At 37.3% G+C, this 16,137-nt stretch carries 18 protein-coding genes and 1 riboswitch; all 18 genes read right to left on the reverse strand.

The annotated features are described in order from the left end of the window. Nucleotides 1-7: 7 nt before the first annotated feature. Nucleotides 8-1,423 carry a bifunctional metallophosphatase/5'-nucleotidase gene (locus tag NLJ82_RS24440; RefSeq protein WP_210737620.1) on the reverse strand — a complete coding sequence of 472 codons (1,416 nt, stop codon included), beginning with the start codon at nucleotides 1,421-1,423 and terminating at the stop codon, nucleotides 8-10. A gap of 659 nt (nucleotides 1,424-2,082) precedes the next feature. Next, complete coding sequence (gene sufB / locus NLJ82_RS24445; RefSeq protein ID WP_001118823.1) at nucleotides 2,083-3,480, reverse strand: Fe-S cluster assembly protein SufB; 1,398 nt, start codon at nucleotides 3,478-3,480, stop codon at nucleotides 2,083-2,085. 48 nt (nucleotides 3,481-3,528) lie between these two features. Then, complete coding sequence (gene sufU / locus NLJ82_RS24450; RefSeq protein WP_000009523.1) at nucleotides 3,529-3,960, reverse strand: Fe-S cluster assembly sulfur transfer protein SufU; 432 nt, start codon at nucleotides 3,958-3,960, stop codon at nucleotides 3,529-3,531. Continuing rightward, complete coding sequence (sufS, locus tag NLJ82_RS24455) at nucleotides 3,950-5,170, reverse strand: cysteine desulfurase SufS (RefSeq protein WP_001020763.1); 1,221 nt, start codon at nucleotides 5,168-5,170, stop codon at nucleotides 3,950-3,952. The genes sufU and sufS overlap by 11 nt, the downstream gene beginning before the upstream one ends. After that, nucleotides 5,170-6,462, reverse strand: a complete 1,293-nt coding sequence (sufD, locus tag NLJ82_RS24460) for a Fe-S cluster assembly protein SufD (RefSeq protein ID WP_000152165.1) — start codon at nucleotides 6,460-6,462, stop codon at nucleotides 5,170-5,172. Before sufD ends, sufS begins: the two co-directional genes overlap by 1 nt. A gap of 15 nt (nucleotides 6,463-6,477) precedes the next feature. Then, the gene (gene sufC, locus NLJ82_RS24465; protein WP_000929157.1) at nucleotides 6,478-7,263 is read right to left on the reverse strand and encodes a Fe-S cluster assembly ATPase SufC; all 786 of its coding nucleotides are present in this window, start codon (nucleotides 7,261-7,263) and stop codon (nucleotides 6,478-6,480) included. 238 nt (nucleotides 7,264-7,501) lie between these two features. Then, complete coding sequence (metQ, locus tag NLJ82_RS24470) at nucleotides 7,502-8,308, reverse strand: methionine ABC transporter substrate-binding lipoprotein MetQ (protein WP_000722401.1); 807 nt, start codon at nucleotides 8,306-8,308, stop codon at nucleotides 7,502-7,504. A 72-nt stretch (nucleotides 8,309-8,380) separates the two neighbouring features. Beyond that, entirely contained in the window at nucleotides 8,381-9,193 is an 813-nt protein-coding gene (gene metQ / locus NLJ82_RS24475; RefSeq protein ID WP_000735091.1) for a methionine ABC transporter substrate-binding lipoprotein MetQ, read from the reverse strand. Nucleotides 9,194-9,216: 23 nt separating this feature from the next. Next, nucleotides 9,217-9,882, reverse strand: coding sequence for a methionine ABC transporter permease (locus NLJ82_RS24480; RefSeq protein WP_000359556.1), 666 nt, complete (start codon nucleotides 9,880-9,882; stop codon nucleotides 9,217-9,219). Further along, nucleotides 9,875-10,900, reverse strand: a complete 1,026-nt coding sequence (locus NLJ82_RS24485) for a methionine ABC transporter ATP-binding protein (RefSeq protein WP_000601758.1) — start codon at nucleotides 10,898-10,900, stop codon at nucleotides 9,875-9,877. The genes NLJ82_RS24480 and NLJ82_RS24485 overlap by 8 nt, the downstream gene beginning before the upstream one ends. Nucleotides 10,901-11,079: 179 nt before the next feature. Then, nucleotides 11,080-11,187: riboswitch (SAM riboswitch) on the reverse strand. Nucleotides 11,188-11,312: 125 nt separating this feature from the next. Next, nucleotides 11,313-11,657, reverse strand: coding sequence for a hypothetical protein (locus tag NLJ82_RS24490; protein WP_000424933.1), 345 nt, complete (start codon nucleotides 11,655-11,657; stop codon nucleotides 11,313-11,315). 152 nt (nucleotides 11,658-11,809) lie between these two features. Beyond that, entirely contained in the window at nucleotides 11,810-12,118 is a 309-nt protein-coding gene (locus NLJ82_RS24495) for a thioredoxin family protein (protein ID WP_001998544.1), read from the reverse strand. 3 nt (nucleotides 12,119-12,121) lie between these two features. After that, the gene (locus NLJ82_RS24500; protein WP_000640869.1) at nucleotides 12,122-12,466 is read right to left on the reverse strand and encodes a toprim domain-containing protein; all 345 of its coding nucleotides are present in this window, start codon (nucleotides 12,464-12,466) and stop codon (nucleotides 12,122-12,124) included. 622 nt (nucleotides 12,467-13,088) lie between these two features. Beyond that, the gene (gcvH, locus tag NLJ82_RS24505; RefSeq protein ID WP_000026900.1) at nucleotides 13,089-13,472 is read right to left on the reverse strand and encodes a glycine cleavage system protein GcvH; all 384 of its coding nucleotides are present in this window, start codon (nucleotides 13,470-13,472) and stop codon (nucleotides 13,089-13,091) included. Nucleotides 13,473-13,513: 41 nt separating this feature from the next. After that, nucleotides 13,514-13,879, reverse strand: a complete 366-nt coding sequence (locus NLJ82_RS24510; protein ID WP_000218967.1) for an arsenate reductase family protein — start codon at nucleotides 13,877-13,879, stop codon at nucleotides 13,514-13,516. A 728-nt stretch (nucleotides 13,880-14,607) separates the two neighbouring features. After that, on the reverse strand, nucleotides 14,608-14,979 hold the full coding sequence (locus NLJ82_RS24515) for a hypothetical protein (RefSeq protein ID WP_001224771.1): 372 nt from the start codon (nucleotides 14,977-14,979) through the stop codon (nucleotides 14,608-14,610). A 117-nt stretch (nucleotides 14,980-15,096) separates the two neighbouring features. Further along, complete coding sequence (locus NLJ82_RS24520; RefSeq protein ID WP_012644684.1) at nucleotides 15,097-15,360, reverse strand: DUF3937 family protein; 264 nt, start codon at nucleotides 15,358-15,360, stop codon at nucleotides 15,097-15,099. 232 nt (nucleotides 15,361-15,592) lie between these two features. Further along, nucleotides 15,593-16,120, reverse strand: coding sequence for a hypothetical protein (locus NLJ82_RS24525; RefSeq protein WP_000826891.1), 528 nt, complete (start codon nucleotides 16,118-16,120; stop codon nucleotides 15,593-15,595). Nucleotides 16,121-16,137: the final 17 nt, after the last annotated feature.

Below are 16,137 nucleotides of genomic sequence, written 5' to 3' on the forward strand. Positions count from 1 at the left end.
AACTAGCCTATAGTTTGACGGAAGATGTATAAGTTATTAACATGTCTGTTAACACATCTCTAAGTAGTTCTGGCATATAATATTGTTTGTTAGAAAGTGTGGATAGCTCTGGGTATAAGTAGCCAAATGTAAACATATCAATCGTTCCTACTGTATATATACGTTCTAATTCCAGCGATTCCCCGTTAATTAATACATCTTCCAGTAAAATTTTATTCCCGGGAATCGTATCTGGGATGACTTCTACACCAGCATAAATCATTTTCCCCATCACTTTCCCCCGAAATCCAAACCCTTTTACCTCAAGGTTCTCCATATTCGGGCGACGTGCTTTCAAGATCACTTCTCTTAACATTTTCCCCGGCACTTTTAATAGACATGGATTAATTGGATGTGGACAAATTCTGTGAATATCTCCACGCGTCACAACGCCTTCTTCTAATCCTTCAAGAAGTACACCAGCGTTCACCATGCCAATCTCTGCACCGCACCACGTTTTCAACGCATTTGCTAACATGTGCGGAAATGCTGTCTCATGAAACCAATCAACCGGTAATGATTCCTTTAAATGAACAACAGGTTCTTCCATAATATGTTTACTTTCTTCCTGCAGCGCCTCAATTGTGGATAACGGTTTGCTATAAGCACCTAAACGTTCAGTCTTAATTGCTCTACCATCCTTTTTCAACAGCTTCTTCGTCTCTTTATCCACAGTAAGCTGAACGTGCCCAACGTAACGTCCCCACTTTTCACAACAACAAAGTAACGTATGATTCATAAGAACACCACGCTCAAATAAATGATGCGTATGTGCCCCTAAAATAACATCTATATCATAATGTTCCGCCATATACTCATCCATACTTTTTCCAAGGTGAGAAAGGACAACCGTTATATGAGCCTCATCTCTCACTTCTTCTAAAATAGACTCTAAATGCTCGATTGGATCTTCAATATGCCAATCTAACATTTGATAAAACTCTGGATATGCAACCGTTAATCCGATAAAAGCAATCGTAATCCCATCTGTCGTTGTATGTAATTTATAAGGCTTTGCCCACTCTGGACGTACCCCTTCTTTTTCAAATAAATTCGCGACAAGCACCTCAAATCCAGCATCATCATATAGACGATTCAAATGCTCCTTCGCTAACGTAATTCCTTCATTGTTTCCAATCGTTACATAATCATATAACGCCTCATTTAAAAGCTTCGTATTGCCAAGCCCATTCGTCGCTTCCGAAATACTATGAAAACGATCCACATGATCGCCGATATCTACAGTCAAAACGGTCTCTCCCGCTTCCTGTCTTCGCTTTTTCTCTCCTTGTACAAACCGAGAAATTTGCGGCCAATTTTCAAAATGACTATGTATATCGTTTGTATGATAAAGGTGGATGATTGTTTCTTTATTTATATTCAGAGAAAAAACCTCCTCTCAGTTCCTTACTGCCATTTACGCTATGCGTACGCAATAATCCTGTAAATACTTTTCGTCTTTTCTTGCTATTTTACATTGTACTCGCATTGTGAGAAAAAGCAAAAGATTGTCCTTTTTCATATGAGAAACTTTACTTTTGCCAGTCTGGGGATTAGTTGGTAGAGCGGGGATTTGTCAGAAAGTTCAACAGGAGATTCGCAGGTCTTTTTTCAATTGGATTCACCAGTGGATTTGTCAGTATCTTTGCCTTACTTCCAGTCGGTCCCCTTTCATATAAAATGTTGCAAGGTATATGAAGAATTTCTTTTGTCGTAATTTGTTGATAAGTCGATATTCCTTGTCGAATCGTCGATATATTGAAATAATCGCCGATATATTCCGAGTTGTGATCGATATATTTGAAAAATCGCTGATATATTTATCCAGAAACCTACCTGGGTATCTCGGCTAACCCCACCCCAAGCCCAGCTCACACAATAAAAAAAAGCGCCCTGCACAGCAGGGCGCTTCCTTTATATATTATCCAGTTCCAGCGGCTAGAATGTTCGGTGGCTTCACTTCTTCCTATGAGGCAAAAAGCGCCTCTACGTCAGAAGCTCCATCCCCCTCACATTCTGGACGAGCCGCCTCCACTTTAAATATTAACCAATAGAACCTTCCATCTCAAACTTGATTAGGCGGTTCATTTCAACTGCGTATTCCATTGGAAGTTCGCGAGTGAATGGCTCGATGAAGCCCATTACGATCATTTCTGTAGCTTCTTGCTCAGAAATACCGCGGCTCATTAGGTAGAATAATTGTTCTTCTGATACTTTCGATACTTTCGCTTCGTGCTCAAGTGAAACGTAATCGTTTTTGATTTCGTTGTAAGGAATTGTATCAGATGTAGATTGGTTATCCATGATTAACGTGTCACACTCAATGTTAGAGCGAGAGTTTTTCGCTTTTGGTCCGAAGTGTACGATACCACGGTAAGTTACTTTACCACCATGCTTCGCAATCGATTTAGAAACGATTGTTGAAGACGTGTTTGGTGCTAAGTGAATCATTTTCGCACCAGCATCTTGGTGTTGGCCTTTACCAGCAATCGCGATAGATAATGTTAAACCACGAGCGCCTTCGCCTTTTAAGATAACTGCTGGGTATTTCATCGTTAATTTAGATCCGATGTTACCGTCAATCCATTCCATCGTTGCGTTTTCTTCACAAACCGCACGTTTTGTAACTAGGTTGTATACGTTGTTCGCCCAGTTTTGGATTGTTGTATAACGGCAATATGCATCTTTCTTAATGATGATTTCTACTACCGCACTGTGAAGTGAGTTAGTCGTGTAAACAGGTGCTGTACAACCTTCTACGTAGTGTACGTGTGCGCCTTCGTCTACGATGATAAGCGTACGCTCGAATTGTCCCATATTTTCAGAGTTAATACGGAAATACGCTTGAAGTGGTGTATCAACTTTCACACCTTTTGGAACGTAGATGAATGATCCACCAGACCAAACTGCAGAGTTTAATGCTGCGAATTTGTTGTCTGTTGGTGGGATTACTTTTCCGAAATGCTCACGGAAAATATCTTCGTTCTCTTTTAATGCGCTATCTGTATCTTTGAAGACGATTCCTAGAGCTTCTAGGTCTTCTTTCATGTTGTGGTATACAACTTCAGATTCGTACTGTGCAGATACACCAGCTAAATATTTTTGCTCAGCTTCTGGAATACCTAATTTATCAAATGTAGCTTTAATTTCATCAGGTACTTCATCCCAAGACTTCTCAGATTTCTCAGATGGTTTTACGTAGTACGTAATTTCATCGAAATCTAAGTCGTTTAAGTCGCCGCCCCATTGTGGCATTGGCATTTCATAGAACTTATCCAGTGATTTTAAACGGAAGTCTAACATCCACTGTGGTTCTTCTTTCATACGTGAAATCTCTTCAACGATCTCTTTTGTTAAACCGCGTCCAGCACGGAAAATCGAAACGTCTTTGTCTTTGAAACCATATTTATAATCGCCGATATCTGGCAGTTGCTTCGCCATGTTGGTGTGTCCCTCCTTAGATAACCTCGTTTTTAGGAACCTTTAACATTACTTATCTTCGTTTAAGCCCTTTTCTAACGCTTTCCACGCTAATGTTGCACATTTAATACGTGCAGGGAACTTGCATACGCCTTGTAATGCTTCAATATCTCCTAAATCGATGCTGTCATCGTACTCTTTTCCTAGCATCATGTCAGAGAAAATTTTAGAAAGCTGAAGTGCCTCTTCAATTTTCTTACCTTTTACTGCTTGTGTCATCATGGAAGCTGAAGACATTGAGATAGAACATCCTTCTCCTTCAAACTTCGCTTCTTGCACAATACCTTCTTCTACTTTCATCGTAAGTTGAATACGATCACCGCAAGTTGGATTGTTCAAGTTAACTGTAACACTATCTTCTAGCACGCCATGGTTACGAGGATTTTTGTAATGATCCATAATAACTTGACGATATAACGTATCTAAATTATTAAATGACATTTGTGAAATACTCCTTTGTCTTGATTAGCGATTCAACAAATGTATCAATTTCTTCTTTTGTATTATATAAATAGAAGCTCGCACGTGCTGTTGAAGAAGCTTTCAGCCACTTCATAAGCGGTTGTGCACAGTGGTGTCCTGCGCGAACCGCAATACCTTCTACATCTAATACTGTCGCTACATCGTGAGGATGTACGTCTTCAATATTAAATGTAACAAGACCAGCGCGATGCTTTGGACCATAAATTGTAACGCCATCTACTTCTGATAGTCTTTCTAAAGCGTATTGCGCTAATTCATGCTCATGCTTTTCAATATTATGAAGACCGATTTCTTCTAGGAAATCAATTGCCGCACCAAGTCCGATTGCATTACCGATAATCGGCGTACCTGCTTCGAACTTCCACGGAAGCTCTTTCCAAGTAGATTCTTGTAAATCTACGAAATCAATCATTTCACCGCCAAATTCAATTGGCTCCATATTGTTTAGCAATTCTTTCTTACCATATAATACGCCGATACCTGTAGGGCCGCACATCTTATGAGCAGATAATGCGTAGAAATCACAGTTTAAATCTTGTACATCCACTTTCATATGAGGTGTACTTTGTGCACCGTCAACGACCATAATTGCGCCATTTTCGTGTGCGATTGCTCCGATTTCTTTTACAGGGTTAATCGTTCCAAGTACGTTAGAAACATACATGATAGAAACGATTTTTGTATTCGGTGTAATTGTTTGACGAGCATCTTCTATTGAAATTGTCCCATCTGGTTGAAGCGGAAGATATTTTAAAGTTGCACCAGTTTTCTTCGCAACTTGCTGCCACGGAATGATGTTACTATGGTGCTCCATGTAAGAAATAACGATTTCATCGCCTTCTTTTACATTTTCAAGACCATAGCTAGCCGCTACTGTATTTAATGCAGTTGTTGTTCCGCGCGTGAAAATAATCTCTTCCATTGATTTCGCATTAATAAACTTGCGAACTTTCTCGCGTGCACCTTCATACGCGTCGGTAGCTTTCGTACCGAGCGTATGAACACCGCGATGCACGTTAGAGTTATATTCTTTATAGTAACGTTCTAACGTTTCAATGACTTGAATTGGTTTTTGAGAAGTTGCTGCACTATCGAAATAAACAAGTTGTTTGCCGTTCACTTTTTGATCAAGAATTGGAAACTGTTTGCGTATTTCATGAATATTCATTAGCGAACTTTCCTTTCAATTACCTCAACAAGCTGTGCCTTTACTCCTTCAATTGGAAGCTCATTAACTACAGGTGCTAAGAATCCATGGATGACTAAACGTTCTGCTTCGCGTTTTGGAATACCACGGCTCATTAAGTAGTATAGTTGAGTTGGATCTACGCGACCTACTGAAGCTGCGTGACCTGCCATAACATCATCTTCGTCAATTAAAAGAATTGGGTTTGCATCACCGCGTGCTTTCTCATCTAACATAAGAACGCGAGAAGATTGTTGTGCATTTGACTTAGATGCACCGTGTTCAATCTTACCAATTCCGTTAAAGATAGATGTTGCACTATCTTTTTGTACACCGTGTTTTAAAATCCAACCTTCAGAGTGTTTACCGAAGTGAACAACTTTAGTTGTAAAGTTTTGTGTTTGGTTACCACGGCCAATTGTTACTGTTTTCGTATCAGCATATGAACCGTCGCCCATTAAGTTTGTAACGTTCTCTGAAATTGTGTTTCCGTCATTCATAAGGCCTAGAGCCCAATCAACGCGGCCGTCGCGTCCAACAATACCGCGGCGGTTAACGTAAGTTGTTACGTCTTTCGCTAATAGATCAACCGCACCGAATTTCACTTGTGCGCCTTGTTCCACGATTACTTCTGCTACGATATTTGCAATACCTTTAGCATTTTCATTTGCAACGTAGTTTTCTACATAAGTTGCAGTACTGTTCGCATCAGCTACGAATAATACGTGGTTATATACGTTAGCTTCTTCGCCGTCTACTAAGAATACAGCTTGAAGTGGAGTTTCAAGAACAACGTTTTTCGGAACATATACGAATGCACCACCGTTGATTAATGCAGCATGAAGTGCAGTTAGACGATGCTCGTCTACCTTCACGCCGTCTTTCATTAAGTACTTTTGTACTAGTTCAGCATGCTCCGTTGCAGCTGTTACGATGTCTGTGAAAATAACACCTTTTTCTTTTGCTTCGTCTGCTAAAGAAACGAATGCAGTTGTACCAGTACGTTGCACTAATACACTGTTATTTTCATCGATTAAGTTTTTCACTGCTTCTGGAAGCTCTGTTAAAGAACTTACAGGCTCTTGCTTAGCAGCGTCGCCTTTTCCGATAAAGTCCCATTTGTCAATTTTCGTTTTATCAGGAGTTGGCATTGGAAGTTCAGTTGCTTGTGCAAGAGCTTGTAAGCGGAACTCAGTCAACCAAGCTGCTTCGTTTACTTCGCTTGCGCGTTGACGGATTGTTTCTTGATCGAAAGGTAATGTACCGATTGTCATGTTTATGCTCCTCTCTTACGCTTCTTGCTCTGTTGTTTCGTCTTCAATACCTAATTCTTTTTTAATCCAGTCGTAACCTTCAGCTTCTAGACGTTGTGCAAGCTCAGGTCCACCAGATTTAACGATACGACCGTTCATCATAACGTGAACGAAGTCTGGAGTGATGTAGTTTAATAAACGTTGGTAATGCGTAATCATTAGGCAACCGAAGTCTTCGCCGCGCATTTCGTTAATACCTTTAGATACAACTTTTAATGCATCGATATCAAGACCTGAGTCAATTTCGTCTAAGATTGCGATTTTTGGCTCAATCATCATTAATTGAAGAATTTCGTTACGTTTTTTCTCACCGCCAGAGAAACCTTCGTTTAAGTAACGTTGTGCCATTTCTGGATCCATTTCTAGGAATTCCATGTTTTTATCTAATTTACGGATAAATTTCATAAGAGAAATTTCATCGCCTTCTTCACGACGTGCGTTAATTGCAGAACGTAAGAAGTCAGCGTTTGTTACTCCGCTAATTTCACTTGGATATTGCATTGCTAGGAATAGACCTGCTTGTGCGCGCTCATCTACTTCCATTTCTAATACATCTTCACCGTCGATGATGATGCTACCTTCTGTTACTTCATATTTTGGGTGACCCATAATTGCAGAAGATAAAGTTGATTTACCTGTTCCGTTAGGTCCCATAATTGCGTGGATTTCTCCACCTTTTACTTCAAGGTTTACACCTTTTAAAATTTCTTTGCCATCAATTGATACGTGTAAGTCTTTAACCGTTAATGTAGAACCAGCCATCTCAATACCTCCATTAATCCTATATATACATTTTAAAAATTCCTAAAACGTTCATATTCTCATTTTATTCTCATTCTAATTTTATATCAAATAAAATGATATCGCAAACGATGAAAAAAAGTAACAATTTTTTCACAAATGTATATAAGTATTTCACTTGCATCCTTATATGATACACCTTTCTTCTTATTTATATAAAGAAAAAAGGACTGGTAAATTTCCAGCCCTTTCCTTATATTTATTCACTTACCGGAAGTACAGCACCTTTATATTCTTTATTAATAAAATCTTGAATTTCTTTTGAATGCAGTACTTCTACTAGCTCCTTAATTTCTTTTTTCTTCTCGTCACCTTTACGAACTGCAATAATATTTGCATACGGAGAGTCTGATCCTTCAATCGCAATTGCATCCTTTGTTGGATTTAGTTTTGCATCAATTGCATAGTTTGAATTAATAAATAAAGCATCTCCTTCATTATTTTCATATAACTTTGGTGAAAGCCCAGGCTCTACATCTGTTTTAAACTTTAAGTTTTTCGGATTTTCTACAACATCTTTTACTGTTGCTTTCACAACATCTACACCGTCTTTTAGTTTAATAACGCCGCCTTTTTGTAACAATGCTAGCATACGGCCACGCTCCGCTACGTTATTACTCATAATCACTGTCCCGCCATCTGGTAAGTCTTTTAAGCTTTTATATTTCTTCGAATAAATACCCATTGGCTCTAAATGAATTTTTCCCGCGTTTACAATTTTATATCCTTTTTCTTGGATTTCTTTATCTAAATAAGGAATGTGTTGGAAGTAGTTCGCATCAATTTCCTTATCCGCTAACGCTTTATTTGGCAACACATAATCTTGGAATTTTTTAATTTCTAATTTAATTCCCTTTTTCTCTAATATCGGCTGTGCCTTTTCTAAAATAACAGCGTGCGGTACGTTAGAAGCTCCCACAACAAGCTTATTCTCCTCTTTCCCTCCGCAAGCAGCTAATGTAAATACAGACAACGCTGTAACAACTGACAATAGAATCTTTTTCATATGATGTCCCCTTCTCCTGTATAATTATGTAGTTATAAAAAAGGCTGGCATACACCAGCCCTTTTACAGCAATTATTCTTTTACAGGAACAACTGCCCCTTTATATTCTTTATTAATGAAGTCTTCGATTTCTTTAGAATGTAATACTTCTACAAGAGCTTTAATCTCTTTCTTATCTTTATCGCCTTTACGAACAGCTACTACGTTTGCGTATGGTGAATCATTACTTTCAATTGCAATTGCATCTTTTTCTGGGTTTAACTTCGCATCAATTGCATAGTTTGAGTTAATTAGAACAGCGTCGCCTTCTTTATTGTTATACACTTGTGGTAATAAACCAGGCTCAATATCCGTTTTGAATTTTAAGTTTTTCGGATTATCCGCGATATCTTTTGGAGTTGCTTTAACTGGATCTACCCCATCTTTAATTTTTAAAATGCCTTCTTTTTGTAAAATTGCTAAACCACGTCCATGATCAGCAACTGAATTACTCATAATAATTGTTGCTCCGTTTGGAAGCTCTTTTAAGCTTTTATATTTTTGAGAGTATACACCAATTGGCTCTAAATGAATTTTTCCTGCTACTTCAAAATCATATTTTTTATCTTTAATTTCTTTTTCTAAATACGGAATGTGTTGGAAATAGTTTGCGTCTAAATCCTTATCTGCTAACGATTTATTTGGCAACACGTAATCTTGGAATTTTTTCACTTCTAATTCAATTCCTTTTTTCTCAAGTAACGGTTTTGCCTTTTCTAAAATTTCAGCGTGCGGTACGTTAGAAGCACCAACAACAAGTTTCTTTTCATCTTTATCTTTGCCGCCACAAGCAGCTAACCCAAAAATAGAAGTTGAAATAAGTGCTGTAAGTAATAACTTTTTCATTTGAAACATCCTCCCGTTTTTTATTATCGTTTATCTATTCGAGTCGTTACACGATCACCAATCCATTGAATGAAAAATACAACTAGTAATACACAAATTGTCGCAACGATTGTTACGTCGTTATTTCCTCGTTGGAATCCTTCTAAATAAGCAAGTGTTCCAAGGCCACCAGCACCAACAACTCCCGCCATTGCTGTATAGCCTACTAAAGCAATTGTCGTAACCGTAATACCAGATACTAATGCTGGTAACGATTCTGGAATTAACACCTTCAAAATAATTGTGCTTGTTTTTGCTCCCATCGCTTTTGAAGCTTCAATTACACCTTTATCAATTTCACGAAGGGCGATTTCAACCATTCTCGCGTAAAACGGTGCCGCTCCAATAATTAAAGCTGGAAGTGCTGCACTCGCTCCAAGAATTGTTCCAAGCAGAATCTTTGTGAATGGGATTAATAAAATGATTAAAATAATGAACGGTATCGAGCGGAAAATGTTTACGAACGCTCCAATCGCCGTGTTAACCGCTTTGTTTTCCCATAAATTATCTTTCGCTGTCATAAAGAGTAACAATCCTAAAATGAGTCCTAAAACAAATGTGGCAAGAGCTGCGATTGCCGTCATATATAACGTTTCACCCGTTGCTTCTAACATTTGATTCCAATCAACATTTGTGAGTAATTTATCCATGTGCAATCACCTCCAGCTCTACTTGATCTTGATGTATTCCCTCTATTGCTTGCTGAATCGCTGTTTCCTCACCATTTAAATGAACAACTAAACTACCGTAAGAGCCGTTATTCGTTTGTGCAATATTTCCTTGCAAAATGCTAACTTCTATATCACTGCGCTGCATTAACCTTTGAAGTACTGGTCTTTCTACCGCTTCACCGATAAACTGCAAACGAATTACTTTTCCATCTGGATATTTTTCAATTAAACTTTCAATCGTTTCATTTGTATCTTCAGAATCCGTTAACTGCTGTACAAATCGTTTCGTAATGTCTTGCTGTGGATTACGGAATACATCAAGTACTGGACCTGTTTCTACAATCTTCCCTTTCTCCATTACCGCAACACGATTACAAATCTTTCGAATTACGTGCATCTCATGTGTAATAAGTACAATTGTTAAGCCGAGACGCTTATTAATATCTAATAGTAAATCTAAAATTTGATCTGTCGTTTCTGGATCAAGAGCTGACGTCGCTTCATCACATAAAAGTACTTGTGGGTTGTTAGCTAATGCTCTTGCAATCCCAACGCGTTGCTTTTGCCCTCCGCTCAGCTGAGATGGATACGCGTCTCCTCTTCCTTCTAATCCAACAAGATGAATTAGCTCATCAACGCGTTTTCTTCTCTTCGCCTTATCAACACCTGCAATTTCAAGTGGGAACTCGATATTTTCACGTACAGTTCGTGACCAAAGTAAGTTGAAGTGCTGAAAAATCATTCCGATTTCTTGCCTTGCCTTACGAAGTTCGCTTCCTGTAATTGCTGAAATGACACGATTTGCAATTGTAATTTGGCCAGAAGTTGGTTTCTCCAACTGATTGAACAATCTAATTAAAGAACTTTTTCCAGCGCCACTATATCCGATAACACCAAATATTTCACCTTTATCTATTTTTAAATTGGCATTATCTACAGCAGTGACATCACCGCTTTTTGCTTTATATATTTTCTTTACATTCTCTAATAGAATCATGGTGTATCACCCCTTTTTTGTTTAGGTCGACTCCGCAATTTTTTATTTTTGATGCGTGTAGTCCACCGTTCTCATTACTTTTATTATTTGAATGTCCTCCACATTCAAACAACAAAAAAACCTTTCCGCTTTAGAGAAGCAGAAAGGTTTATATGCGTATATAACAACATTATCCCTCTCTCTCATCTCTCAAAGCATTTGCTTTGCAGGAATTGGCACCATTTCAACATAAGTTGACGGTTGCCGGGCTTCACAGGGCACAGTCCCTCCACCTCTCTTGATAAGAGAAATCAGATTACATTTTCGTCTGATTTGTAATTTATGAAATTGTCTATATTTTATGAATTGAATTGTATCAATATCCACACACCATGTCAACAGAAATTTTTGTAAAAAACGAAACTTCAGAATTTTAAGCGCCCACTGACATCGGTTTACATATATGAAACATCGATTCAATTAATAACATCGTTCGATACGTTCCCGAATATTGTATACGTCCATCGTTCATTAACGTTTGCAATCGTACATTGCCATTCACCAATTGTTTTACATCTTCTTCATCTACACAAACGATTTGCTCCGTTCCTCTTTCTTCTTTCAACAGTTCTATATAATCTCTTGAAATTTGTAACGAACAACTTTCATCTCCAAAGCGGAAATTAACAGTTTTTTCTCCTTGTCTTAAAAGCGGCTCTAAATGATATTGACCATTAGCGTAATTTACAAATGATTGAAGCAAAGAATATAATTCCACTCTAAATCACATCCTTCATATCACTTTCTATTACATACCATTCCCTCTCACTAAAGAGCAATCCTGTTACTTTCGCTCGACAAATACTGTAACCACCCTGCATCTCGACATATTTCCCAAGAAATATGTCGAGGCGGCAAAAACTTTGCCGCCTACTTTAATTCCGTATATAAATATTCAACCGAATGAAATGCATATATCTTCTTCATGAGTGTCCCATTTTCAAAAACAAGTAAACAAGGTACACTTTCAATTCCATACTCTTTCGCGAAATGCGGAGCATAATTTAAATCTAACATTCCAATTTTGAGGTCTTCAATTGTCATCTCAACGACTGTTAACATCTTTTTTGCTAATTGACATGTTCCACACATTGGAGTATATACATATAACACTGTTTTTTCTTCATTCTCTATTAAGGCTGTAGCTTCGGCTCCTGTCCAGTCAATCACTTCTATCATTCCTTACCGTAAATATTCTGTATAAACGTCAATGTCAGCTCCCCATAATACATTTGCTAAGTGTGAAGATGGCGCTGTTGCCACTTCCCGGTACGAGCGATCAATATAAATATGCTCTGCTTGCGGAAATTCTTTTCGAAACTGTTTCCTTAACTTTTCTCCAGCATCATCAGCATCCACTAGCACATACACTTCCTTATCAAAAAACTGATCAACGAGCTCATCCATTTTCGACAAACCAATTGTACCATTTGTACAAACAATTTCCACCGGTTCACGAATAATAGATTCAATCTTTCTTCTATCTGATGTACCTTCTACAATAATGACTTTTTCTACATAAATCATATGTCATCACCCGATCACCATATACTATACAACCTTTAACTTAGTATATAGTATATTCGTTATTTTCATGTTGTTTCCTGTTTATTTTTGCAAAAGAAAAGCGGAACCGACTGCTTAGCCCTGTTGGCTAAGGTTCTTTCGCACAGAAGACGCTTTTTGTCTTCTCGTGCGGAAGGTTCTTAGACATGAAGGGCTAGGAGGTGGAGCTAGACAATGAAAAGCGCAAGCGGCTCGTTCAGAACAGGAGGACACCCGAACTCCTGAACTAGAGGCGCCTTTTGCCTCAAGTGAAGGAGTGAAATGACCGACTGTTCTAGCCGCTGGAGCTGGATCATAATAAAAAGCGCAAGCGGCTCGTTCAGATTGTGAGGGGGATGGAGCTTCTGACGTAAAGGCGCTTTTTGCCTTGCAGGAAGAAGTGAAGCCACCGAACAATCTAGCTGCTGGAGCTGGATCATAATGAAAAGCGCAAGCGGCTCGTTCAGATTACAAAGCCCCATGAAACCTTATCGAAAAACATTCATTCCTATAATAGCTTATTCATTTGCGCTCGTTTTTAAATGCATTATGTAACACAAAATAAAAAAGGACAGCACAAAGGCTGTCCTTCAGTCGACTATAATTAGTCTTGGTTTGTCATTTCTGCATATTTTTCAGCAGTTAATAACTTCTCAACTTGGCTTGCATCAGAAAGTTCAACTTTAACCATCCATGCACCCTCGTATGGAGATTCGTTAACAAGTTCTGGTTGGTCACTTAATTCTTCGTTTACTGCTACAACTTTACCGCTTACAGGTGCGTATAATTCAGAAACTGTTTTAACAGATTCTACGCTTCCGAATGGCTCGTCAGCTTCGATTGTTGCACCTACTTCTGGAAGTTCAACGAATACGATATCGCCTAGCTCACTTTGTGCAAAGTGAGTAATACCGATAACAACTTCATTACCTTCAGTTTTTACCCATTCGTGTTCTTCAGAGTAACGTAAATTATTTGGAATGCTCATGACTGTACCTCCAGTGAATGTATTAATTATGTAAAAATACCTTATTGGTACTTTTTCCACACACTTTCAAACTGCTCTTCGTTAAAACCAAGTGTTACCTTCGTTCCATCTGTTACAATTGGACGTTTAATCAACATGCCATCAGATGCTAAAAGCTCGTACATTTCGTCTTCACTTGCATCTTTTAACTTATCTTTCAGACCAAGTTCACGGTAACGCATTCCACTTGTATTAAAGAATTTTTTTAATGGTAATTCACTTTTTTCATGTAAATTACGTAAATCTTCTTTTGATGGTGGATTTTCAACAATATGAATCATCTCATATGCTACATCGTTTGCCTCAAACCATTTCTTTGCTTTTTGACATGTGCCACACTTTGGATATGAATAAAATGTTACTGTCATAAATTCACCTACTTTTTTACTAACCTTTACCTTTATCATATAGAAAACGTTTTATTATTTCAAACGATTATTCGCTAAACTTTTACTTATTTCGTGATAATTTTTAATAATCCTGCAAATTTTTCTTATTTTTCCGCCATTTGTTAAGAAAAAATAAATATATAAATTTTTTAGATCCTTTCCCAATTCCTCGCCGAACATATATCTTAAACAAACGTTTGATTAAATTCCTATTTTCCCTTGTTTACCCTTGAGCTACATCAGTCTCTTCCTACCGAACATACATCTTAAACAAACGTTTGATTAAATTCTTATTTTCTCTTGTTCACCCCTTAGCTACATCAGTTTCTTCCTACCGAACATACATCTTAAACAAACGTTTATTTAACCAGTTCAGCCTATAGTCACAAAACCCGGAAACACTTTACATGACAAAGGCGTACAGATGAAAGGAACTAACGATTTTGACCGTAGTAGTGAGCCCATAAAAAAGTTATTAAGCCTATCATCAATAAAGCAAAAGTAACTGCTCCTGAGAATATGAAATTCAAATTACTGACTGTGCCCTTGCTTAGAAACAGGGTACTTCTTTTTTATCATCAATCTAAAGATAAACGTATCCTTCATTAAAGTAAAAATGTATAGTTCTCTACTTTTTCGTAATTTATTCAAAATCTTTGCGGAACCGCCACTAGCTCATTTACATCATTATCGTTAGCTAAGGTTAATTATATTTTTCTACGTACTACATAAAAAGCTAAGGAACCCATAATAATAGGTGCAACTAAACTAGAAGCATATGCACTAGTAATAGTAAAAAGAGAGAGTATAAATGTATAGATAAGAGCTAGTCCAATAAATACAGGAATTCCAAATCGAAACTTCCTACATTGTTTTATATTCCTGTAAAACACTTCTCCAATTAGACAAGCTACAAGATCTAATACACTACCAAATATGATGAGAATTACAATAAATCCAACTATGTTAGGTAAACCATTCTCGTTAGAATAACTAGGATCAGAAATATACGGTATTAAGAACCATATGATAGTAAAAGTAAGCAGGCTTGCAGCATAACTAATTAAAAATTTCCTCAACGTAATCATCCTCATAATTTTCTAATATTATCTTCATTGTATGACATAATGCCTTATTATTGATAGCAAGACTACCATCCACGAAATTGCTAATTGCATGAAATAAAAAAGACGCATTTAAATGGATGCGTCTTTTGGCGATGTTTCTTTTGTGAAATCATATAAAGCAATTGCTCCTAAAATAACCAATATACGTTCAGGGACATCTAACAAAATAGTTTTCCAAGTTTCTGATATTACCCATTTAATACCTGCCGCTGATTCAAGATATGCTTGAAAATAACCGATTGTAAAATCAATTACAAATAAACATACAAGTAATGTTAGACCGAATCGAATTAATTTCTTGTTTGTAAACATGTAACACCTCTCAAAATTCATTGGATATTTCTAAATTTAGTTCATTACATATAAAAATCTCTATATTTAATTTTAACATATAAAAATTCCAAATAAATACAATATGCACATTTGCATATTTCATGAATATTGAGGAATTACTGTTAATAAAAAAACCTACTAGTAACCTCATAACACTGGAATCATCTGGACCATTATATAACCAATTCCTAAATGCAAAATAAAGGAGAAACCTTGTTTACAGGCTTCTTCCTCATCTATTCAAATAATCTGCAATGGTTTGAAATACGACGATATACATATTATGAATACTTTCTTCTGTATTTCCGCCATTAGATAAACCAACTGCCCATTGTTGTCCTTCACCACTTCCGATATTTGCAAACCCTTGCGTATACATCGCATTTACATCTTTTCGGGCACTGTTATACTCTATCCCTTTTGTAATAAAAATCGAATATGATTTATCTTGTAAACCGATAAAAAATACTGGTTTCTTTAGTGATGAAAATACATTTTTATATTGCTCTGTTGAGGCTTCTTGAAAGTGATCTTTCATTATTAGAAAACCATCTACTTCCTTAGATTTCTTTTCCAGTTCCTCTAACTTCATTTCCTCAAACTTTACATTCCTAAACGTATCTTTCGGTTTTTCTCCAACAACTCCAATTACGAGTGCTCTTCCGTTATATTCTAATTTCTCTCCTTCTTTATCCTTTGCACACCCAGCACTCGCTAGGCATATGAATATAAAAACTAAGAAATACGATAAACGCTTCATTCAGCACCCTCCCCTTC

Origin of the sequence: Bacillus paranthracis, from assembly GCF_024296885.1 — a bacterium.
Lineage (GTDB): Bacteria > Bacillota > Bacilli > Bacillales > Bacillaceae_G > Bacillus_A > Bacillus_A paranthracis.